The following is an 18,811-nucleotide window of genomic DNA, read 5'->3' as shown; positions in this document are numbered from 1 at the left end:
ACCCCATGCTCACGATTCCCACACCTCAAGGTGCCGTGCGCGCGCATCTCCACGCAGGAGTGATCGATGCGCGTGGAGTGCGCTACGGGGCTCCGAGGACTGATCCCCGGTTCGGTGAGATCGACGCGATTTCGTCAGGCGAAGTACAGGCACCGCCGATAGCCTTCCCACAGACGCCAGGTGTGCTCGACAGCTTGCTGGGGCCCGCCCTCAGTGAACTAGAACAGCAGGAAGATGCGTTCACGCTTCGGGTCCAGGCGCCGGCGGGTGCGGCAGGACTTCCTGTCGTGTTCTTCATTCCCGGAGGGGGCTTCACGACAGGCTCGGGCGAAAGTCGATGGTACGAGTCGCCAACATTCGTGAGTGACGCGCGCATCGTCCTCGTCACGGTGAACTACCGGCTCGGCGTATCGGGGCACTTCGGTCCGCTCGGGGACCCGGCAGAGTCGACCAAGCCGGTACGCGATCTCCAGGCCGCGTTGGAGTGGGTGCGGGGGAACATCAGCGTCTTGGGCGGGGATCCCGGGAGCATTACGATCGCGGGAGATTCTGCGGGGGCGTGGTACGCCTACGCGCTCAGTTCCGACCCGCGCATGCGCGGTTTGGCCGCGCGGACCCTGCTGATCAGCATGCCTCGGTTGGCACCGCTGCCCGTGGACATCTGGCTTCGGCATCGGGCGGCCGTCATCGACGCCGTGGGCTCAGAGGCGTCTCTGCTGACCGCGCCGGTCGGGGCGGTACTTGCCGCGCAGGGACGCGCCCGGGCCGGCCTCCAGGCTTTTCCCTACATGCCCGCGGAATCGCAGGAGACGCCAAGCGACCTGGCACGATACGCCTCCTCCGCCCCGAGAATCCATACCGACGCTGTCCTTCTGATCACGACAGCCGAGGAGTCTGCCGGCTTCCTTCGTAACCAGCCGCGCGCAGATTATTCGAAGGCAGACGTGGACCGGTTTGTTGATCGGACATTCACCGATCCCGCAACAGCGGCGGCCCATCTTGAAACCTGTGGCGATGATCCCGACGCGTACTTACGTATGGTGCGCGCGGCGACGTTGGCGCACTTTCGCACGCCCGCACTCGAGATCGCAACCCATGCACCCGTCCCCGCGCAAGTCGTTCGGCTGGATTATCGCAGCAAGCTCGAGGCAGCCTACGCGCCACACTGCTTCGTTCTGCCGTTCATCTTCGGCGACACCGCCCACTGGCAAGATGCCCCAATGCTCGACGGCGCTTCGATGTCAGAATCGGCGCGGGTAACCGTCGCCATGCGAAAGCTGATCACTGACTTCGTGCACAGGGGAGTGAGGACGTCCGATCGATTCGACCCTCTTACTCCACAGACACTCAGCGTGGATGCTGACGGTATCCGCCTGGAGCCGGCGCTCGACGCCGGGCTGGGAGTGCGCGAGGATCACAGTGAATAGGCCTCTCGTTTGAAACCCGTTGTGCAATCGCTGAGCTTTCCCCGATCCCAGACCCCCGATCAACGGAAGATGGACAGCCGACCCGGCAATGCGGTGAAAACCGCAACGAGATAGAGGATTCCTAACCACGCATGCAGAGACAAATTGTCTCGTCTTTACCATTCACGCTTTAAGAGAATTGGATGCCGCCTTGGACAGGGCTGTCGATCTCTTGAAGCCCGCAGCCATCCTCAGACAGGTCGGCATCTCGGTAACGCGCTTGGACCCAAACCGCTACGAGGTGTGCCAGTGACGTCCCACCGGGCGTAACAATGGAAAGCTGGGCAGATTCCGCAGGCAAACATGCGGAAGATCAGGGCTGCTGGTTGTTGTCACCCTACTGGCCCTGGGGACTGGGCTGGCGCCTCGTGGCCTCCATCGCCGGCGGGCTTCCTGCTGAACAGCGATCTGATTATTATCACCGGCGCCTGGTCGGCTCCTCCGGCGCCTACCCGACCTAACATCAGGTGCAAGGCTATAAACCGGTCGGCGATCACTGAGATGAAGGAGGAAGCTTCGGGATCGCCACCCCACTGGAGAACGCCGAATACGGCGAGCACCGCGAAATCACGGTCCAGGCTACCGCGCGGAAATGCTCACTAACGCCGCTAGCGTCGTCATCACCAGGGCTACGGTGTGGCCGTGGTCCAGGAGCCTTGGCTGCCCCACTTCTGCAAGGGTGGCCAGTAGGTGTCGGTCATGCCGCTTCGTGCCCGTTTGCCTATGAGATGTTCGGAAAGGAGGAACGAACAGCCATGACCCATGTTGAATCCCAAACTGTGCAATGCCACCTCGGTGGGTGTTTGATAGCAGTCGTCACCGACGCTTTGGAGAACATTGGGCCCGAGCGGAGCCACATCATGCACAGCGTGAAAATGTCGAGGGCCGCACTGTCACGGCAGACGTCTGGGCCCGGCAACGAAATGGGCAAGAATGAGGGTGTGCACAATGTGCACACCCTGGGCGTCGGATCGGGTCGTACTGGTGCCGGACTGGCCCGGATTCCGCATGTTTCCGTGGGAGCCCAGTGTTTCCAAGGGCGAGAATGCAGTTCGAGTCCCACCTCGGGCACAACATTCCCCCACGTCAGAGGGGTTTTTGCTTTAACGTGTGTAGATTAACCCTGCTCGGGCCCCTCTGACGCTGTTCCGTGACTGGTGCCTGGCCGCCGCGGTGGCCTACTCGGTTGTGGGGGTGGCGGGGTCAGGGCCCTGGCCGGTGGGCCCTCCGCCTGCTGGGATGTGGGGTCATCCGGGTCTCCTTTCTGGGTTGGTCTGGTGGCCGTGGTTGGCGTTGTACCTATTCATGCCGCGGGGTTCTGTTGATTACATGACCTGAAGGAAGTTTTCTTGGAGATTCTTCGACCCCCTTTGGTCCGTCGTGTCGATCTGGGAGGTGGTTGGGAGTTCGTGGCCGACCAAATCGGGTGCACTATCCACCCAAGTACGCGAGTGTGCCGTGGCTCATCGGTGACTCGCTCCTTGCCGCTTTCTACTGACACGAGTTCATGCAGCCACGAGTTCTGAGTGACCTGACTCTCGGGCTGTCTTCTTGAGTCCTGCCTTACGGTCATGCGGGCAGCCGGCCACGGACTGCGTGGATGGCGAAAGACGCGTCCACAGTACGGCTGCGGGCGGGGATCGAGGCCCTTCTTGTGCGGCCGGTCTCGCTCGGACCTACATCATCGCGCTGGCTCCGCCGTCTACTACCAGGTGGGATCCCGTGACCCATTTAGCCTCGTCGGAGGCCAGGTAGAGGCCTGCGTACGCGACGGCGAGCGGGTCCCCGGGCTTGCCATCTATCGTGCGCTCGATGATGGGGGCGACCGGTGCGCTCTCGCCGAATTCGGTGAACATCGCAAGTACCGGCGGAGTCGCCATGACACCAGGACTCACGCAATTGACGCGAATGCCGACGGCGACACCCTCGGCGGCGAGCTGTCGAGTGAGGGCGATGACGGCCCCTTTCGCGGCGGCGTGGGCGGCCTGCGGCAGGGCCCGGGCACCTTGGATCCCCGCGCCCGAACCGATGTTGACGATCGCACCCCCGACGGTGGCCAGGTGCGGCCAGACGCTTTGGCAGGCATGCCACACCAGGTCGAGCTCGTTCTGGATCGTGAACCGGTAATCCTCACCGCTCATCTGGGCGAACGGCGCGAATTTCGGCATACTGGCGTTGTTGTAGAGCACATCGATGCGGCCGTGGCGCTCGATTGCACCTCCGACCCAGCGATCGATATTTTCCCGGTTGCCCAGGTCCATCGGGGCGCTTGATTCGATCGCGCCTCCGTCGGCCTCCACCAGGCGGACTGTCTCCTCAGCTCTGTCGGCATCGAGGTCGCAACCGACGACTGTGGCGCCTTCGCGGGCGAACAGGTGGGCGGTCACCCGGCCCATTCCGCCCCCGATGCCTGTCAACAGGACGACTTTTCCTTCCAGACGACCACTTGCCATGGTTCTTTCTCCGTTCATCTCGCCTCATGTATTGGGCCCAATGCAACCACGGCGGGGAGGGGGCGGCGGTCGAGACGGTGTGATGGTGCAGTTCGTGCACACTTCTGTGCACGAACTGCACTATGGGGCCGCAATCTTCTCACGTCGGCGACGGATGGCGCAGGATGAACAGCACGTGGCACACACGACACACTGCATCAAAGGAGATGTTGAATGATGAGTATCACCCCCGAGACGTCGATTCGCCCCCTACCACCCGGCGTCACCGAGGTCGACCTCGAAAAGGCACTCGTGGCGTTCGCTGCCGCGATTGGCGCCGAGAATGTCGCGACCGATGCCGAGTCCCTGCAGGACTTCCAGGATCCTTTCCAGGTCCCGGGCTCGGCCACGAATCTCCCGTCGGCAGTCGTTAGCCCAACGAGTACCGAGGACGTCCAGGCCATCGTGCGGATTGCCAACGAGTATCGCGTCCCGTTATGGCCCATCGGCCGTGGGAAGAACAACGGATACGGGGGAGCTGCGCCCCAAGTCCGCGGCTCCGTGATGCTCTCGTTCCGGGAGATGAACCACGTACTGGAGATCAATGAGGAGCTTGGCTACGCGATTGTGGAGCCCGGCGTGAGCTGGTACGACCTGCACGATGCGATCAAGGCCGGCGGACACAACCTCGTGGCCTCCATCGTCGATATCGGCTGGGGAGGCGTCGTCTCCAATACGCTCGAGCACGGGCTCACCTACATGCCGTACTCGATCGACCAGGCCTCGCACTGCGGCTTTGAAGTCGTGCTCCCGAACGGAGACCTCATGCGCACCGGCTCAGGCGCAATGGACAATAACCCGACCTGGCCGCTGTACAAGCGTGGCCTCGGGCCGACCTCGACCGAGATGTTCATGCAGTCCAACTACGGCATTGTCACCAAGATGGGCTACTGGCTGATGCCCAAGCCCGAGGTGTACATGCCGCTGTGGCTGCGCGTCTGGGATGAGGCGCAGATGCCCGCCGTCGTCGATGCGCTGCGCGAGCTCATGCTGGCCGGTACCATCGACATGCGCCCGCAGCTGTCGAACACGCTGTGCATGGCCTCGATGCTCACCACCCGCGCCGAATGGTACACCGGTGAGGGCCCGATGCCGGAGGAGATCATCGACAAAATCGCCAAGGAGATGGGACTGGGCCGGTGGATGATGCGCTTCGCGCTCTATGGCGACGAAGCGGTGGTTGACCACAATTTCGCCAAGCTGGAGGCGCGTTTCCTGCAGATCCCGAGCGTGGACCTCATGGGGCAGAAGCACGGGGCGGACGCCTGGGAGACGCTGCCCAACCCGCACGAGCGGGTGCAGATCGGGGTGCCGAGCCAGGACCTATACAAGATGGCCGGATGGTCAGGCGGCGAGGAGGGCGGCCACGTGGACTTCTCGCCGGTCATCCCGCTCACGGCCCAGCACGCGATTGCCGCGCAGAAGCTTATGGCCGAAATGTGCGCCGAGGTGGGCCTTGATTTCCTGGGTGGCATGCTCCCGATCAACGCCAGGTCGACCACGTTCATCAACGTGATCCCCTTTGACACTAAGAACCCGGAGCAGGTCGCCAAGGCGTACGCCCTTGCCAAGCGCATGGTCGCCGAGGCGGGCAAGCGAGGCTACGGCGAATACCGGGCGCACCTGTCCTTCATGGATCTGGCGGCTGACCAATTCGGCTTCAACGACCACGCGCTGCGGCGCTTCAACGAGACGATCAAGGACACCCTTGACCCGAACGGAATCATCGCCCCGGGCAAGTCGGGGATCTGGGGCACCCGCCTGCGTGAGGCAGGCTTCCCGCAGGCGTGATGGCCTATCTTCGGGGAGCCCCCGCCCTGCCCAATGGGCAGGTGCCGGGAAGACCCCGCCCTAACAAACKGGCGGGGTCTTCCCGGCAGGCTCCGGCAGATGCCTGGCATCCCGCGGGGCACAGCCGTGGACCTCGCGGAAGGCCCTGCTGAAGCTCGCCGGATGGCGGTATCCCCACCTCGTCGCGACCATCGCGATCGTCGTTTCCGGGGACCGCCGCAACWCGCCCACGGCACCCTCGAACCGGCGTTCGCGGATCCAGGACGACACCCCGGTGCCGGAGGATGCAAAGAGCTTGTGGACGTAGCGCGTAGACACGAAGTGGGCCTGCGCGATCCGCTCGGGCCCGAGTTCCGGGTCGTGCAGGTGGTCCCTCACATACCGCTGCATCTGAGCGAGCAGTGCCTCAGGGCCGGAGCGCGGACCGGAAATCACCTGCGCGCCGTACATGCTGCGAAGCAAGGGCAGCAGCATCTGTGCAGCGCCTTCCCCGTCAGGGCTCGTGAGTCCGCCGCCGCTCGTTGTGGTTCGTGCCAGCTGCGCGAGGAACGGGGTTGCCGGCCCAGTGAGCCGTCCCTGGCCCGAATCCACCCGCGTCGCGGAACGCCGGGCGATGCCCTCGGCCTGCGCCCCTATGAACCATTTGGGAATGCTGAATACGAGCACCTCGAAACCGTCGCGGCCCTCAAAAGTGGAAGGCCGCGACGTATCGTGGCACGCAATGTCACCGGGGCGGAGAACACAGCTGCGATCGTCCTGTTCGATATAGATCGTGCCTCTGGTCATCAAATACAGCAAGATGCACTCCGGATCGGCGGCGGCGATCATCTGCTGCGTGCGGGCCACCCGGTGCGCAAGTCCTTGGATGGACTGGACCCCGACCGGCCCGACCTGGCCAATGGCCAAGCGGGCCTCGAAGGAGGGCGCCCCGACCGATTCAACGTGCATCGGGAAGAAGCGCTCGGCGATTCCTGCAGACCAGTAGTCCCGCCGCTCGGCCGGAGGAACCGACCGGGTATCCAGTACGGAAGTCATCGGTCCACCTCGGATGAAGTTCCGTGATAGATCTGCGGTGCAGGCAAGCACATGCCGAGTAGGGAAGGTCTGGCGTTGCCGTCGGAAGATACAGTCACGGCACCTCCTTAGAAGATTCGACCCGTTTCGTACCGAGTGTAAGGCGGGTCACAATTCAAAACAAAGATGCCACGTCACCTCTTCAACGACTCGCTTCAGAATGCCCCAAGGTCCTGCGCCCGAACCGGAAACGTTGGTGATCCAACTTTTCGGTGTCCGAAGATTTTTTGCCGTACTGCTTGGGTCGTCAAAATTTTCACGTAAACAGGCTGACGCTTCTCGCTGGGCCATCGAAGGTACCTTGCGATRCCCGCTGGTTGAAGCACCAAAGTGGGATCGTGTACGTTTCGTATTGGATGATTATGCACGTATGGTTGACCCATGGCAATCAGAAGTGAAGAAAGTCGTCGGGCCATTTTGGAAGCAACCATGAAGTTGCTCGAAGATTCGGGGCCTACGGGATTTACGGTGCAAAAGCTCTCGATCGAGCGCATTGCCCGTGAGGCTGGCGTCARCAAGACTACTATCTACAGGTGGTGGTCGAGCAAGGTTGCCGTGGTGATCGATACATTCCTGGACAACCATGTAGCGCGTACTCCAGTGCGCCAGGATGTCCCTGCGATCGACGCGCTTCGTGAGCACATGGCCTCACTTGCGGAGGTCTACGCGGGCAATGAGGGTCGGCTCGTGGCGCAACTCATCGGTGAGTGCCAGGGCGACGAGGCAGCGATGGCTGAATTCAAGAAACATTTCTGGACCCCGCGCGCGCTGGTTGTTACGTCCCTGGTTGAGCAGGCCATAGGCGAGGGGTCGATGCGCAAGGATCTCGACGCCCCGGTCGTCACGGAACTGCTCTATGCACCCGTGTACTTCCGCCTGTTGTTCCAATCGGGCCCCCTTGACGCCAAGGCCACCGATGCCATCTTGCAGACGGCACTGGAAGGGCTTGCTGCAGGGTAGCGGTCCAAAGTATTACTTATGTTCCCTTCCGGGCCCATCACACGCAGGCCCGGAAGGGCCCTGTGGCTAAAAGGATTGACCAGGCAGCCTTTTGGGGCCGCAGGGGGCATTGGAAAAATGAGGCTGCGCCCCTGCCCGGCTTTGCTGGGAAGCAGTATTCCAGCCTTGGCCGGGGCGCAACTCCGGCCCCAGTTTGGGTGACACGCACCCCTATTGGGACGCAAGAGGCCTTCGGCGGCTGAGCCGGTGAACGGCCACGCCTCCAGCGGTGGCCCGCCCCTGTCCGCGTCCATTACCTTCGCGACGCGTCTGGCGCACTGCGCGCCTCCCGCAATCCTCTTTAATTCCGCGACTCCAGCGATGTCCGCATAATCTCGAAAAATCCCACAGCCTTGTGCAATACGATACGGTTCGTATATATTCGGAAAAGTATCGGATGCAAGAACTTGGGCCCGTGCCCGTTGTGCACGCGGACAATGCGTCCCGGTCCAAATCGTCTTTCCGGGCCCTTGAGGCCGGCCGGTCGTTCTGGCGGGCCACAATGAAAGGAAACACCATCGTGAACACCGCCATCGCGCCGAATGACGCGGTCGTCGTCGCCTACCGCAGGACACCGATCGGCCGGGCCCGCAAGGGATCGCTGGCCGGTGAGCGACCCGAAGACTTTGCACTGGCAGCCATCCGGGGAGCGCTCTCGGCGGTTCCGCAGCTGGACTCCGCCGAGTTCGCGGACGCCTACGTGGGTTGTGCGGTACCGCAGGGCGCGCAGGGCGACAACATTGGACGCCGTATCATGGTGCTCGCAGGATTGGACAGCGTCCCGGCGGTCACCGTGAACCGCTTCTGCGCCTCCTCGTTGCAGGCCACCGCGATGGCGGCCCAGGCCGTGCGGGCGGGCGACGGGGACGCGTTCCTGGTGGCGGGCGTCGAATCGACCACCTCGACACCGCCCGTGGTTGAATCACCCCACCCCGCCTTCGCGGACGCGGCGCGGCGTGCCGATGGCATCTTCGAATCCGGCCAGCCGTGGGTCGACCCCCGGGCTCGCGGGCAGCTGCCCGATGTGTATCTCTCCATGGGCAAGACCGCCGAGTTCGTGGCCCGCCAAACCGGCACCACTCGCCGCGACCAGGACGAATGGGCTCTGGAGTCCCAGCGCCGGGCGCAACGGGCGATCGAGTCCGGGTACTTCGCCCGCGAGATCGCGCCGGTGACAACGGCAGCCGGCACGGTGGTCCGCGCCGATGACGGCCCGCGCCCGGGCACCACCCTGGAGGCCCTTTCCGGCCTCAAACCGGTGTTCCACGAATCCGGAACCGTCACCGCGGGCAACGCCAGCCCGCTCAACGACGGCGCGTCGGCGATGGTGGTGATGAGCGCCCGGCGCGCGGGTGAACTCGGCCTGAAGCCGCTGGCCCGCATCCTGGGCAGTGCCGCAAGCGGCCTCTCGCCCGAAATCATGGGACTGGGTCCGGTGGTCGCATCCCGCCGCCTGCTGGATCGTTTGGGCCTGTCGATCGGTGACATCGACATCGTCGAGCTGAACGAGGCCTTCGCCGCCCAAGTGGTTCCCGTTGTGCGGCAGTTGGGCGCCGACCCTGAGCGGGTCAACCCGTTTGGCGGGGCGATCGCCCTTGGCCACCCCTTCGGTGCGACCGGCGCGCGGCTGGTCGGAACGCTCATCAACGGACTGCAAACCAAGGATGGATCGCTCGGCCTGGTCACGCTCTGCGTGGGCGGCGGCCAAGGCATGGCGATGGTAGTGGAAAGGCTGTCGTGAACCAGCCACGTCTCATTGCCGACCCGGCTCGCTCGATGCTGGCCGCCGACCGGAGCCTGGAAGGGCTCGGCATCCAGGTGCTGCGCGCCAGCGAGGGCCGTGCCACGGCTGTCCTCCGGGTCACGCCCGAGATGGCCAACGGGCACGGGATTGCCCACGGTGGATTAGTCTTCGCGCTGGCGGACACCGCGTTCGCCATGGCCGCCAACACGTTCGGCGCCGGAATCGCGACCGCCGAGGCTTCCATCTCCTACATTTCCCCGGCCCGCATCGCCGACGAGCTGGTCGCCTCCGGTCAAGTGACGTTTCACGAGGGCCGCCGGATGATTGTGGATGTCGTGGTGCGGGCGGGGGAGCGGACAGTGGCCATCTACCGCGGAACGGGACGCGCCCTGCGCCCGTCGGACTGAGCTTTCTGAAAAAGCTGCCGTTACATAGGTCAACATGCGTGTGCGCCCGGACTCCAAGGTTGAGTCCGGACGCACACTCATTTATGTCAAGATTGCCGCGCCGGACCCCCGTCATGGATGGAAGTCCGGCGCCGCCATGGGTCAGTTCTTCGAGCCCTTCGAGCCGGCGGTCGCCAGTTTGTCGGCGATGCCCATGAGGACCGGTGACCCGGTCGCGGCAATCAGCAGGCCCTGGATCGGACGCTGAAGCTTTACCCAGACGGGTTCCGTGGCCCCCGCGAGGACCGCTTCGCGTCCCATGGCCGGGTTCTTGTGGCACCGGACCGGCACGTTGAAGATCAGGCGGCGCAGGCATGAGTTGTCGTGGTCGCACCACACAATCTCATCCTGTCGTCCTTGGAGAACCTTGTTGGGGAATTCCGGATCGGCCAGCATCTGCCGGGCCAGCATGATTCCGTCCGCGAACCCGGCGGTGATGGCGTCTGCGCACTGTTGCGGGTCGTAGGTGCTGCTGAGGAGCAACGGGACCTCGGGCATGGCGGCGCGGAATGCCTGCGGCTCTCCGTGCTGCAGGATTGCGCCCGAAAAGGAGGTGACGTTATTGTCCATCGACTCGTAGTTCGCATCGCTCAGGGCGATATAGCCAACCCCTTCCTTCTCAATGATCGCTGCGACTTCCGCGAACCCTTCGGGTCCCTGACCATCGGGAAGGTGGTCGTTGGTGCTCATTCTGAGGCCCACGGGATAGTCGGGGCCGACTTCAGCCCGGATCGCCCGAACTGTGTCAGCCAGGATGCGGGCGCGGTTTTCGGCACTGCCTCCGTATTCGTCAGTTCTCCAGTTGGTGCGCGGTGAGAGGAAGGAGGAATAGAGGTAGCGCATGTGCGCACCCAGTTCGATGCCGTCGAAGCCGGCCGCTTTGGCGCGCCGCACCGCGGCGACGGCCTGTTCCTGGACCTCGTGGATTCCTTCCGTGGTGATCTCCTGGGGCGTCGGGTTCGTCCGGCCTCCGGGAATGTAGAAGCCGTGCGGCAGACGGGGTGCGGCCATGCGGACGGGCTTCGGGCTCGCGGCCCGCGTGGGCCGGCCCTCGCCCGGCACGCCCATGGCGCCGAAACTGGGGAAGATCTGGGCGAAGATGGGTACATCGTGCTCGTGCACGGCATCGACCATGCGCCGCAGGCCCGGAATGAATTCGTCGCGGTCGAAGCGCATCAGGGGCTGGAACGGTGCCTCCTGGTTCCCGCGCTCGGTGGCTACGCCGCCACCGATGATCAGCAGCCCTGCGCCACCGCGTGCCCGCGTGGTGAGGAACGCGATTGTCTGATCGCTGGGATGGCCGTCCTTCGTAGGCTGGAGGACGGCCATGGGGCTAAGCACATAGCGGTTCTTGATTGTCAGGCCGTCGATTTTCCAGGGGCTGGAAAGCACTTTGGCGACGGTTGCTGTCTCGGGGGACATTTATTCTCCTTGGTTTTCAGTTGGACCAGGATGAAATGCTTCATCCAAAATAGGTAGTCGATTCGGCTCGTTTTATATCTTGACCGCGCGTCGCAATGGAACGCCGAAAGTAGCGGAAACCGGACCCGGCCTCAGAACCTGTCGCGGACGTGGCGTCCACGACCGTAGAGCGAGACCACGGCAAGGATGATCACGCCGAAGACGATGCGGCTCTGGGCTTCGGTCAGGCCATTGCTCACGATGATTGTGGACAAAAGGGTGAGAATGAGTGCACCCAGCAGCGTCCGGGTGTAGCTGCCGCGAATCGAGCCGAAGATCGAACCGCCGACGAGGACCGCGGCCAGGCCAGAGAACAGATAGGGTTCCCCGATGGTTTGCGACCAGCCCGAGCCGAAGGATGCAATGAAAATGCCGGCAACCCCGGCCAGGGCACCGGAGGCTGCGAAGACCATGGTCCACACAGCAGCTGTCCGGATCCTTGCCAATCGCGCGGCCCGAAAATTGATTCCTGTCGCGTAGAAGCGACGCCCCGTTGCGGTGCGATTGAGGAAAAGCCACATTCCCGCCCCGCAGAGAAGCACGATCAGGATGATCGGGGGGAACGGCAGGCCAAGGGTGGTCCCCCTTAGGCTGGCCAAGGAACGGAACGCATTCGGCGGCGCGGAGGAATAGTCGCCGTCGGCGAGGAACAGCGTCGCGCCCGTGATGGCCGCGCCAGTGCCCAGCGTGACGACCAGTGGCTGGACCGCGAAGCGGTGACAGATCCAGCCGATCAGGCCACCGATGCCGCCGCAGACCACGACTGTGACCAGCAGGGCTACGACCGCAGGGACCCCGAGCTTGCCCGCGACGTTCGCCGCCATGAAGGCACCGAAAAGGATGTAACCCGGCGCCGCCAGGTCAAGCCCGCCCAGGATCACCACAAGCGTCTGGCCCATGCTTGCCAGGGCCAGCAGGGACGTGATGACCAGCACTGAGGTGATGGACCTGGGGTTTGCAATGGCCGGTATGGTGATCACGAGCCAAGCCGCCAGGGCCAGCACGACAAGGACCTGCAGGGCCGGTACTTCGAAGACCCAGGCCCTGAACCTGGTCCAGGCTTTGGCCTGGGCCGTTGGCGCGTGGGGTGTTTCTGCGGGGGACAGGATGTCACGAGTCATGATGCGTTCCTCTTCAAACGGGGGGCCAGCAGCGTCGCGCCCAGCACGACGCCAACGACGAGGACGGCGCCGTAGGCAAATTGGATGAGGCTGGGTGCCACGCCCGAGGCCGTGAGCAACTGCTGCAGCAGATAAATGGAGACCGCCCCGAAGAGGGCACCCAACAGCCCGCCGCGGCCGCCGGCCAGGCTCGTCCCGCCCAGCACGGCTGCGGCGAGCCCCAGCAGGGCATAGGTGGAGGCGAGCGACGACTGCGATGACTGCACGATTGCCGTCAGAGCGATTCCCGCTATTCCGGCGAACAGGCCGCCGAGGGTGTAGGCCAGGATCCGGATTGCCTTGATGTTCACGCCGGAACCGTAGGCTGAAACATCACTCTCGCCGGTCGCGAGGAGATTGCTGACGAAGGCCGTGCGGCGCAGGGCGAACCAGATCAGCCCGGCGACGCCGATGGTCAGGAGAGCGCCCGGGACGATGCCGATGCCCCTGGCGAAGACCTCCGTCCAATTATTCGGGGCGGCCACCGGATTCTGGGCGATGGTCAGCGACAGGCCAACGAGCAGGAACAGCATCCCGGTGGTTGCGACCACCGGATGCAGGCGCACGACGGCGACCAGGATTCCGTTCAGGGCTCCGATTCCGGCGGCCACCGCCAGGATGATGGGTGCCGCGAGATGCCAGTTGCCCAGCCCCGCGGGAATGAGGATGGCGACGAACAGGCAGTTGATGAAGGTGGCCAGGGGACCGACCGAAATGTCAATGCCACCGGCGAGGATCGAGGGCGTGGAGGCGAATCCCACCAGCACGAACGGCGCCAGCGTGGCTAGGGTGCCGGGCAGGCGCTCGAGGGTGAGGAAGGACGGTGAGACGAATAGGTTCAGCACCAGCAGCACCAGTGCGAGCAGCAAGGCAAAGGCGAAGGGCCAGCGTTGGAACAGGGTCAGGACGCGGTTCATGTGAGGACCTCTGATTTCTGGCCGAAGTATGCGGCGACGATGGATTCGGTGGACAGCTGTGTGTGGGGGATCTGGGAAAATACCGCTTGGTCGCGGAAGACCAGGACGCGGTCCGCGAGGTCCACGAGCTCGTCGACCTCGCTGGAGAGGATCACGATGCTCATGCCTTCGGCACTGAGCCGGTGCAGGATTGCGTAGATCTCCCGCTTGGTCCCGATGTCAACGCCTCGGGTGGGGTCATTGAGCAGCAGGACCTTGGGGTCGGTGGCAAGCCAGCGGGCCAGCAGCACCTTCTGCTGGTTGCCGCCGGACAGGGTGGAGATGGCATCGTGGGCGGCACCGAAGCGCAGGGACAGTAAGTCGGCAAAGGCCTCGAACCGGCGGGCAGTGCTGCGTGTGTCCAGCAAGCCGCCGCGCCGGTCCTTGGCCAGCGTCGGGAGCGCGAAGTTTTCGCGGATCGACATGGACCCGAACAGCGACTCTCCGCGACGTTCGCGCGGTAGGTAGGCCACCCCCAGGACATCCCCGTTGCGCTCGGTAAGCTCTGCGGCGCCCCCGGGGAGGAGGCGCACGACGCTGCCGGGCCCGCCCGCCACACCGGCCAGGCGCTTGATGAACTGGTCCTGGCCGTGGCCCTCGAGCCCCGCGAGGCCCACGATCTCGCCAGCGCGCAGCTCGAAGTCGATGGGTGCCGAGGTCGGTGCCAGGCGGACGGCCGTTCCTTGAAGGACGGTGTCCCCGGGAACATGCGGTTGCCGCCGGGTGTCGTCATGGCCGGAGCTTCCGGTCATGTCCGTGATCAAGCGGTTGATGGATAGATCCGATCTCTCAACGGTGGAGACGCTGCGCCCGGACCGCAGGACGGTGACCCGGTCCGAGATCTCCGCGACCTCGTCCATGCGGTGCGAGATGAACAGGATGGCAGTGCCCTCGGCCGCGAGCCGGCGCATCTCGACGAAGAGCCGGTCGCGGGAGCTGACGTCCAGGGAGGCCGTCGACTCGTCGAGGATGAGCACCTTGGGGTTGCGCACGAGTGCGCGGGCAATGCAGAGGGACTGCCGCTCGGAGAGCGAGAGCTTGCCCGCGGGAAGATCCAGCGGAATCTCGCCTGCGATGCGTTTCAGGACGTCTTGGGCTATTGCTCGCTGCTCGGCGAGGCCCAGCCGGCGACGAAACACTCCGTGGGACCCGAGCCAGACGTTCTCGAGGACCGATTGGCTCCCCGCGGTGAGGACTTCCTGGAATACCGTCGCAATCCCCAGGTCCATGGCAGCTCGGGGCGATCGGCTGGTTACGGGGACGCCGTTCAATGTGACGGTGCCGGAATCGGGGCGGTGGACGCCTCCCATGATCTTGACGAGAGTGCTCTTCCCGGAGCCGTTTTCGCCCAGGAGCGTGTGGATTTCGCCCGGTCGGAGGTGGAGGTCGCCGTCGATGAGGGCGCGGGTGGCACCGAAGCGTTTGCTCACCCCGGCGAGCACCAGGGCGGATGGTTGGTTGTTCACGGCGAATCCCCTTTGAGTGGCCGATAAATGTGTCACAGGTCATATTCGAAACTAGACGAATCGTACCGCATCTGCCTACTCTGATGCCATACGATACGAATCGTTTTATACGGCAGGAGATAAACCATGAAGAAGACAACCTTTTTCCCCCGCTTCTCGACGGTCGGCGCCGCGATCCTGGGGGCCGGCGCCCTCGTTCTGACGGGCTGTTCGGCATCGGCGCCAGCGGCCCCGGGCTCCTCCGGAGGGAACACGCCCGGGCCGGCCGAGTCGGCGGCCGCCGGGACCTGCGGGTCGCTGCCGACGGATACGGTGAACGATCCGAACGGCCTGCTGGCCGGTTTCCCCAAGGAGATCGCCGCGGGCTACAACCTCTACCCCTACGAGATCCGCAAATCGGCATGGGCCGGCTACAAGCCGAAGAAGACTGACGGTTTCACGGCCGCGATCGTGGGCATGCCACCGGCCAGCCCCTTCATTGCCTCCATGTCGGCGGCGATCCGCACGAGCCTGAAGGCAAGTGGCGTCAAGATCGTAGGCGAATTCGCCCCGGATGACCCGTCGAATGTGCCCCTGCAGCTCCAGCAGTTCAATGAGGCGCTCTCGCTCAAGCCGGACGTGATCATCTACACGCCCATCGCACCGGAGCCCTCCGTTGGCCTGGCCAAGGCCGCATATGACGCCGGCATCCCGCTAGTTGCCGCTCAGGTGCCGATCGATTCCGAGTACGCCGTCAGCGTGACGAGGAACACCCCGCTCGCGATCGCCCAGGTTACCGCCGGCACGCTGAGGTCAATCGGGGGCAAGGGCAACGTCCTGCGCGTCGATGGCATCCCGGGTATCCCTGTCTCGACCTTCGCGAACCTGGGCATCGATGCCGTCCTGAAAAACTGCCCGGAGATCAAGGTAGCCGGGTCGGTCACCGGCTTCTTCCAGCCGGCAACGGCCCAGGCGGAGGTCCAGAAGTTCCTTGCGACCAACCCTGCAGGGGTTGACGCAGTTCTCCAGGCCGGAACGATGGGCGTAGGCATCCGCAACGCCTTTGAGGAATCGGGCATGGACGTGCCGCCGATCGCGGACGACGGATCGAGCCGCGGGTTCTCCTCCTGGGCGCTGGCAAAGCAGGACTACCCGTTTTTCGGCACCACGACCCCGTCTGTGCGCACCGGTGAGGCAGTGGCGGACGTGGCGCTGCGCATCCTGAAGGGTGACGGGCCGAAGATCAACCAGATCGTTGAACCCTCGGTGATCGTCTCCCGAGACAACCTCGCCAAGCTCGCGGATCCCTCGTGGGACCACAATGACCTAACCGATCTTGCCGGCGCCCCGGAGGACTACCTGCCCACCGATCGCCTCAATAAGTTCTTCGCAAACCCCAGCGCCTAACTCCTATCGGGGGCCACTCCCACACCCCCGGCCTTGACTCGGGATTGAGGGCCTCTTCCACGGGTTGGATGTCGAATCGACACTCAACCCTAGAAGGGGCCCTTGCGTGTCCCAAACATGCGATTGCGTAGCCACTTCGGCGCGTCGCTGTCGTGGCACCAACCTCGTTTCGGGTGCTGCATCTTCTGCGGCACCGTCTGCCACACGCAAAGAAGCCCCGTGGACCACTGAACCAGCCAGCCGGTTCAGTGGCCCACGGGGCACTCCAACGCCGGCACAAGGCCGCGCAGGGCTTAGGCGCTGATTCGTCCGCGCAGAAACTCGGAGTCTGGGGAATCGGTGACGGGCAGTCCCGAGGCTTCCAGGCTTGCGCGCAGCTGCTTCATGAAGCGGTCGGGAAGCCTGACTGCCGGCGGGCGCAGGGCGCCGCCGTTGAAGCCGGAGAGCCACTCCTGGTACTTCCACTGGGTGCGGTTGATGGAGCTGGTGCCCGGGGTGGAAGTGGACGAAACGGCGATATTGGCGGCCCGGGCCGGCTGGACCTCCCAGTAGCGCTTCATGGACTCTTCCCACTTGCCGGTGCGCGCCATCTCGAAGGCCTTGGGGTAGTAGTCGCCCATCCAGTTCGTGTTCGCGGTGCCGGAGAACTGGACGTCCAAGACCGACATGAGGGGGATTATTTCGGCCTCGATGGGGCAGGAGATCACTACTTCATCGCGGAAGTGGTGGTACATCTCCATGACTCCGGGGATGCCCGGGTAGCCCTGTTCGGCCTTGATGGCGACGATGCTTGGCATTGCGTCGAGGACGCGGCGCACGAAGTCCACGCTCATGCCTGCGGGATGGATGCGCTCGAAGCCCCAGGCCGGCAGCGGGAACAGCATGGTGGCCAGGTCGGTTTCGTCGGTGAAGCGCTTGGTGTAGTCGAACACCTCGTCGTAGGAGGTCGGCCAGAACGATGAGGGGTAGGCCAGCAGGGCGCGGTCGGCGCCGGCCTTGGTGGCGAGGTCTGCTGCGTGGATGTTCTCTTCCAGGGTGCCGAAGATGGCGTGGAAGAAGAGAGCGAAGTCAGGGCCGGCCGCTTCGCGGGCGACGGCCGTGATCCGGGCGTTCTCCTCCGGGGTCACATTCGCTTCGGCGATGATCAGGGAACCGGCGTAGCCGCGTTCCTTGAGCAGGAGGATGTCGTGGCGGATCGCGTTCTCGTTGATGCCCGAGAAGTCAGGGGTGAAGGATGGGTGCGTCACCGCGACGGTGCCGGTGAAGTTCTCCTTGGCCCAGGAGCGGGCCTCGGATTTGGTGTATTCCACCATGGTGTTCTCCTTTATTTCTGTGAGGCGTTATTTGCGGCTGGTGACAATGCCGACGGGCAGGACGGTGCCGATGCCCTCGGCGCGGGCGCGGTCCACGAGCATCTCGGCAACCACGATGTCCTGCAGGCCGGAACCTGTCGACTTGTAGATCCTGATCCCGTGCGCGGAATCGATCTCGGTTTCACCGGACAGGACGGCATTGAGAGTTACAACGATCGAATCGACATCGACGCCGTGCGCGCGGGCCGCGATCATGTCCCCGCTGTCGTTGACGACCTCGTCACGGGAATCCACCACGACCACCGCGGCGCGGGCGAGGAGTTCGGCGGGCAGCTCACGCTGGGCTGCTGTCGTGGAACCGATCGATACCACAGCGGTGTCCTCTCCGACCCAGTCGGCCTGCACGGTCGTCGATTCATCGCGGGAGCGTGCTGCGCACAGGATGAGATCCGCGCCTTGGGCGGCCTCGCGGGCCGAGCCGACGGCCCGTGCGGGAGCCCCGAACGCGCCGTCGAACTCGGCCGCAAAGGCCTCGCGGTTGGCGGGGGTGGGGCTGAAGACGCGGATGTCGGCAAACTCCAGCAGGTGGGAAAAGGCAGTCAGGTGGGAACGGGCCTCAAAGCCGGAGCCGATAACGCCCACGGTCAGCGGCCGTTGCGGCACGATCGTGGAGGTGCCCACAGCGGTGGTCGCGGCGGTGCGCAGGCCGGTGACGCGATTTCCGTCAACCAGCGCCACCAAATCCGCGGTGTCCTTGTCGAAGAGGGAAATCAGGTAGCTGACGCGCAGGCCGTCAGCGAAGGACCCGGCGATTGACTTAGCGCCGAACAGCTGGCCGCTGGGCGGCACCGAGGGCATGATCCGCAACCATTCCCGCGGTGTCTGGGCGAAGATCCGCCCGGGGGTTCCGGCCTGGTCGCCGGGGGCCTTGTAGGCGGCGCGGATGGCTTCGATGGCCCCGGCCCAGTCCGAAAGGCTGGCGACGTCGGCGTCGGTGAGAAAGAGCGGAAGGCTGTTCGGTAACTCGCCATTGGTGCTCACGGGGGCACTCCTTGGA

The 18,811-nt window shown here is 64.4% G+C and carries 14 protein-coding genes; 6 read left to right on the top strand and 8 right to left on the bottom strand.

Annotated elements, in window-relative coordinates:
• Positions 1 to 5: 5 nt before the first annotated feature.
• Positions 6 to 1,427 (top strand): carboxylesterase family protein, encoded by a 1,422-nt coding sequence (locus AC1D1A_RS20520; protein WP_476886960.1) that lies wholly within the window; start codon positions 6 to 8, stop codon positions 1,425 to 1,427.
• Positions 1,428 to 3,142: 1,715 nt separating this feature from the next.
• Here AC1D1A_RS20520 and AC1D1A_RS20515 read toward each other — a convergent pair.
• On the bottom strand, positions 3,143 to 3,937 hold the full coding sequence (locus AC1D1A_RS20515) for an SDR family NAD(P)-dependent oxidoreductase (protein ID WP_476948584.1): 795 nt from the start codon (positions 3,935 to 3,937) through the stop codon (positions 3,143 to 3,145).
• 195 nt (positions 3,938 to 4,132) lie between these two features.
• On the opposite strand from AC1D1A_RS20515, the gene AC1D1A_RS20510 reads away from it, so the two are divergent.
• The gene (locus AC1D1A_RS20510; protein ID WP_476948583.1) at positions 4,133 to 5,749 is read left to right on the top strand and encodes an FAD-binding oxidoreductase; all 1,617 of its coding nucleotides are present in this window, start codon (positions 4,133 to 4,135) and stop codon (positions 5,747 to 5,749) included.
• Between the two features lie 60 nt (positions 5,750 to 5,809).
• Here the strand turns inward: AC1D1A_RS20510 and AC1D1A_RS20505 are convergent, their stop codons facing one another.
• The gene (locus AC1D1A_RS20505) at positions 5,810 to 6,784 is read right to left on the bottom strand and encodes a helix-turn-helix domain-containing protein (RefSeq protein WP_476948582.1); all 975 of its coding nucleotides are present in this window, start codon (positions 6,782 to 6,784) and stop codon (positions 5,810 to 5,812) included.
• Positions 6,785 to 7,204: 420 nt separating this feature from the next.
• Between AC1D1A_RS20505 and AC1D1A_RS20500 the strand changes: the two genes are divergently transcribed.
• The 3 genes from AC1D1A_RS20500 (at position 7,205) to AC1D1A_RS20490 (ending at position 9,973) form a co-directional block, all read left to right on the top strand.
• A complete protein-coding gene (locus AC1D1A_RS20500) occupies positions 7,205 to 7,783 on the top strand; it encodes a TetR/AcrR family transcriptional regulator (RefSeq protein ID WP_476948581.1) in 579 nt (192 codons plus the stop codon).
• Positions 7,784 to 8,342: 559 nt separating this feature from the next.
• Positions 8,343 to 9,563 (top strand): acetyl-CoA C-acyltransferase, encoded by a 1,221-nt coding sequence (locus AC1D1A_RS20495; protein WP_476886888.1) that lies wholly within the window; start codon positions 8,343 to 8,345, stop codon positions 9,561 to 9,563.
• A complete protein-coding gene (locus AC1D1A_RS20490; protein WP_476858230.1) occupies positions 9,560 to 9,973 on the top strand; it encodes a PaaI family thioesterase in 414 nt (137 codons plus the stop codon). Before AC1D1A_RS20495 ends, AC1D1A_RS20490 begins: the two co-directional genes overlap by 4 nt.
• Before the next feature lie 141 nt (positions 9,974 to 10,114).
• Here AC1D1A_RS20490 and AC1D1A_RS20485 read toward each other — a convergent pair whose 3' ends face one another.
• The 4 genes from AC1D1A_RS20485 to AC1D1A_RS20470 form a co-directional block, all read right to left on the bottom strand.
• A complete protein-coding gene (locus AC1D1A_RS20485) occupies positions 10,115 to 11,434 on the bottom strand; it encodes an NADH:flavin oxidoreductase (RefSeq protein ID WP_476948580.1) in 1,320 nt (439 codons plus the stop codon).
• Positions 11,435 to 11,565: 131 nt separating this feature from the next.
• Positions 11,566 to 12,594 carry an ABC transporter permease gene (locus AC1D1A_RS20480; RefSeq protein WP_476886886.1) on the bottom strand — a complete coding sequence of 343 codons (1,029 nt, stop codon included), beginning with the start codon at positions 12,592 to 12,594 and terminating at the stop codon, positions 11,566 to 11,568.
• Complete coding sequence (locus AC1D1A_RS20475; RefSeq protein WP_476858227.1) at positions 12,591 to 13,550, bottom strand: ABC transporter permease; 960 nt, start codon at positions 13,548 to 13,550, stop codon at positions 12,591 to 12,593. Before AC1D1A_RS20475 ends, AC1D1A_RS20480 begins: the two co-directional genes overlap by 4 nt.
• The gene (locus tag AC1D1A_RS20470; protein ID WP_476948579.1) at positions 13,547 to 15,055 is read right to left on the bottom strand and encodes a sugar ABC transporter ATP-binding protein; all 1,509 of its coding nucleotides are present in this window, start codon (positions 15,053 to 15,055) and stop codon (positions 13,547 to 13,549) included. The genes AC1D1A_RS20475 and AC1D1A_RS20470 overlap by 4 nt, the downstream gene beginning before the upstream one ends.
• A 126-nt stretch (positions 15,056 to 15,181) precedes the next feature.
• Between AC1D1A_RS20470 and AC1D1A_RS20465 the strand changes: the two genes are divergently transcribed.
• On the top strand, positions 15,182 to 16,441 hold the full coding sequence (locus tag AC1D1A_RS20465) for a substrate-binding domain-containing protein (protein WP_476948578.1): 1,260 nt from the start codon (positions 15,182 to 15,184) through the stop codon (positions 16,439 to 16,441).
• Between the two features lie 293 nt (positions 16,442 to 16,734).
• On the opposite strand, the gene AC1D1A_RS20460 is transcribed toward AC1D1A_RS20465, so the two are convergent.
• Positions 16,735 to 17,754 carry a dihydrodipicolinate synthase family protein gene (locus AC1D1A_RS20460; protein WP_476886882.1) on the bottom strand — a complete coding sequence of 340 codons (1,020 nt, stop codon included), beginning with the start codon at positions 17,752 to 17,754 and terminating at the stop codon, positions 16,735 to 16,737.
• A gap of 27 nt (positions 17,755 to 17,781) precedes the next feature.
• Positions 17,782 to 18,795: an ornithine cyclodeaminase family protein gene (locus tag AC1D1A_RS20455; protein WP_476948577.1), complete on the bottom strand. Its 1,014-nt coding sequence runs from the start codon at positions 18,793 to 18,795 to the stop codon at positions 17,782 to 17,784.
• Positions 18,796 to 18,811 lie beyond the last annotated feature (16 nt).

The organism is Arthrobacter sp. P1_B9 (assembly GCF_056406495.1).
This window is presented reverse-complemented; position numbering and strand designations above follow the sequence as displayed.

What these genes read in the sequence shown, in the direction of transcription:
- AC1D1A_RS20475 (WP_476858227.1), bottom strand. Translation starts at nt 13,550, where the DNA reads ATGAACCGCGTCCTGACCCTGTTCCAACGCTGGCCCTTCGCCTTTGCC.
- AC1D1A_RS20520 (WP_476886960.1), top strand. Translation starts at nt 6, where the DNA reads ATGCTCACGATTCCCACACCTCAAGGTGCCGTGCGCGCGCATCTCCAC.
- AC1D1A_RS20485 (WP_476948580.1), bottom strand. Translation starts at nt 11,434, where the DNA reads ATGTCCCCCGAGACAGCAACCGTCGCCAAAGTGCTTTCCAGCCCCTGG.
- AC1D1A_RS20510 (WP_476948583.1), top strand. Translation starts at nt 4,133, where the DNA reads ATGATGAGTATCACCCCCGAGACGTCGATTCGCCCCCTACCACCCGGC.
- AC1D1A_RS20465 (WP_476948578.1), top strand. Translation starts at nt 15,182, where the DNA reads ATGAAGAAGACAACCTTTTTCCCCCGCTTCTCGACGGTCGGCGCCGCG.
- AC1D1A_RS20515 (WP_476948584.1), bottom strand. Translation starts at nt 3,937, where the DNA reads ATGAACGGAGAAAGAACCATGGCAAGTGGTCGTCTGGAAGGAAAAGTC.
- AC1D1A_RS20480 (WP_476886886.1), bottom strand. Translation starts at nt 12,594, where the DNA reads ATGACTCGTGACATCCTGTCCCCCGCAGAAACACCCCACGCGCCAACG.
- AC1D1A_RS20460 (WP_476886882.1), bottom strand. Translation starts at nt 17,754, where the DNA reads ATGGTGGAATACACCAAATCCGAGGCCCGCTCCTGGGCCAAGGAGAAC.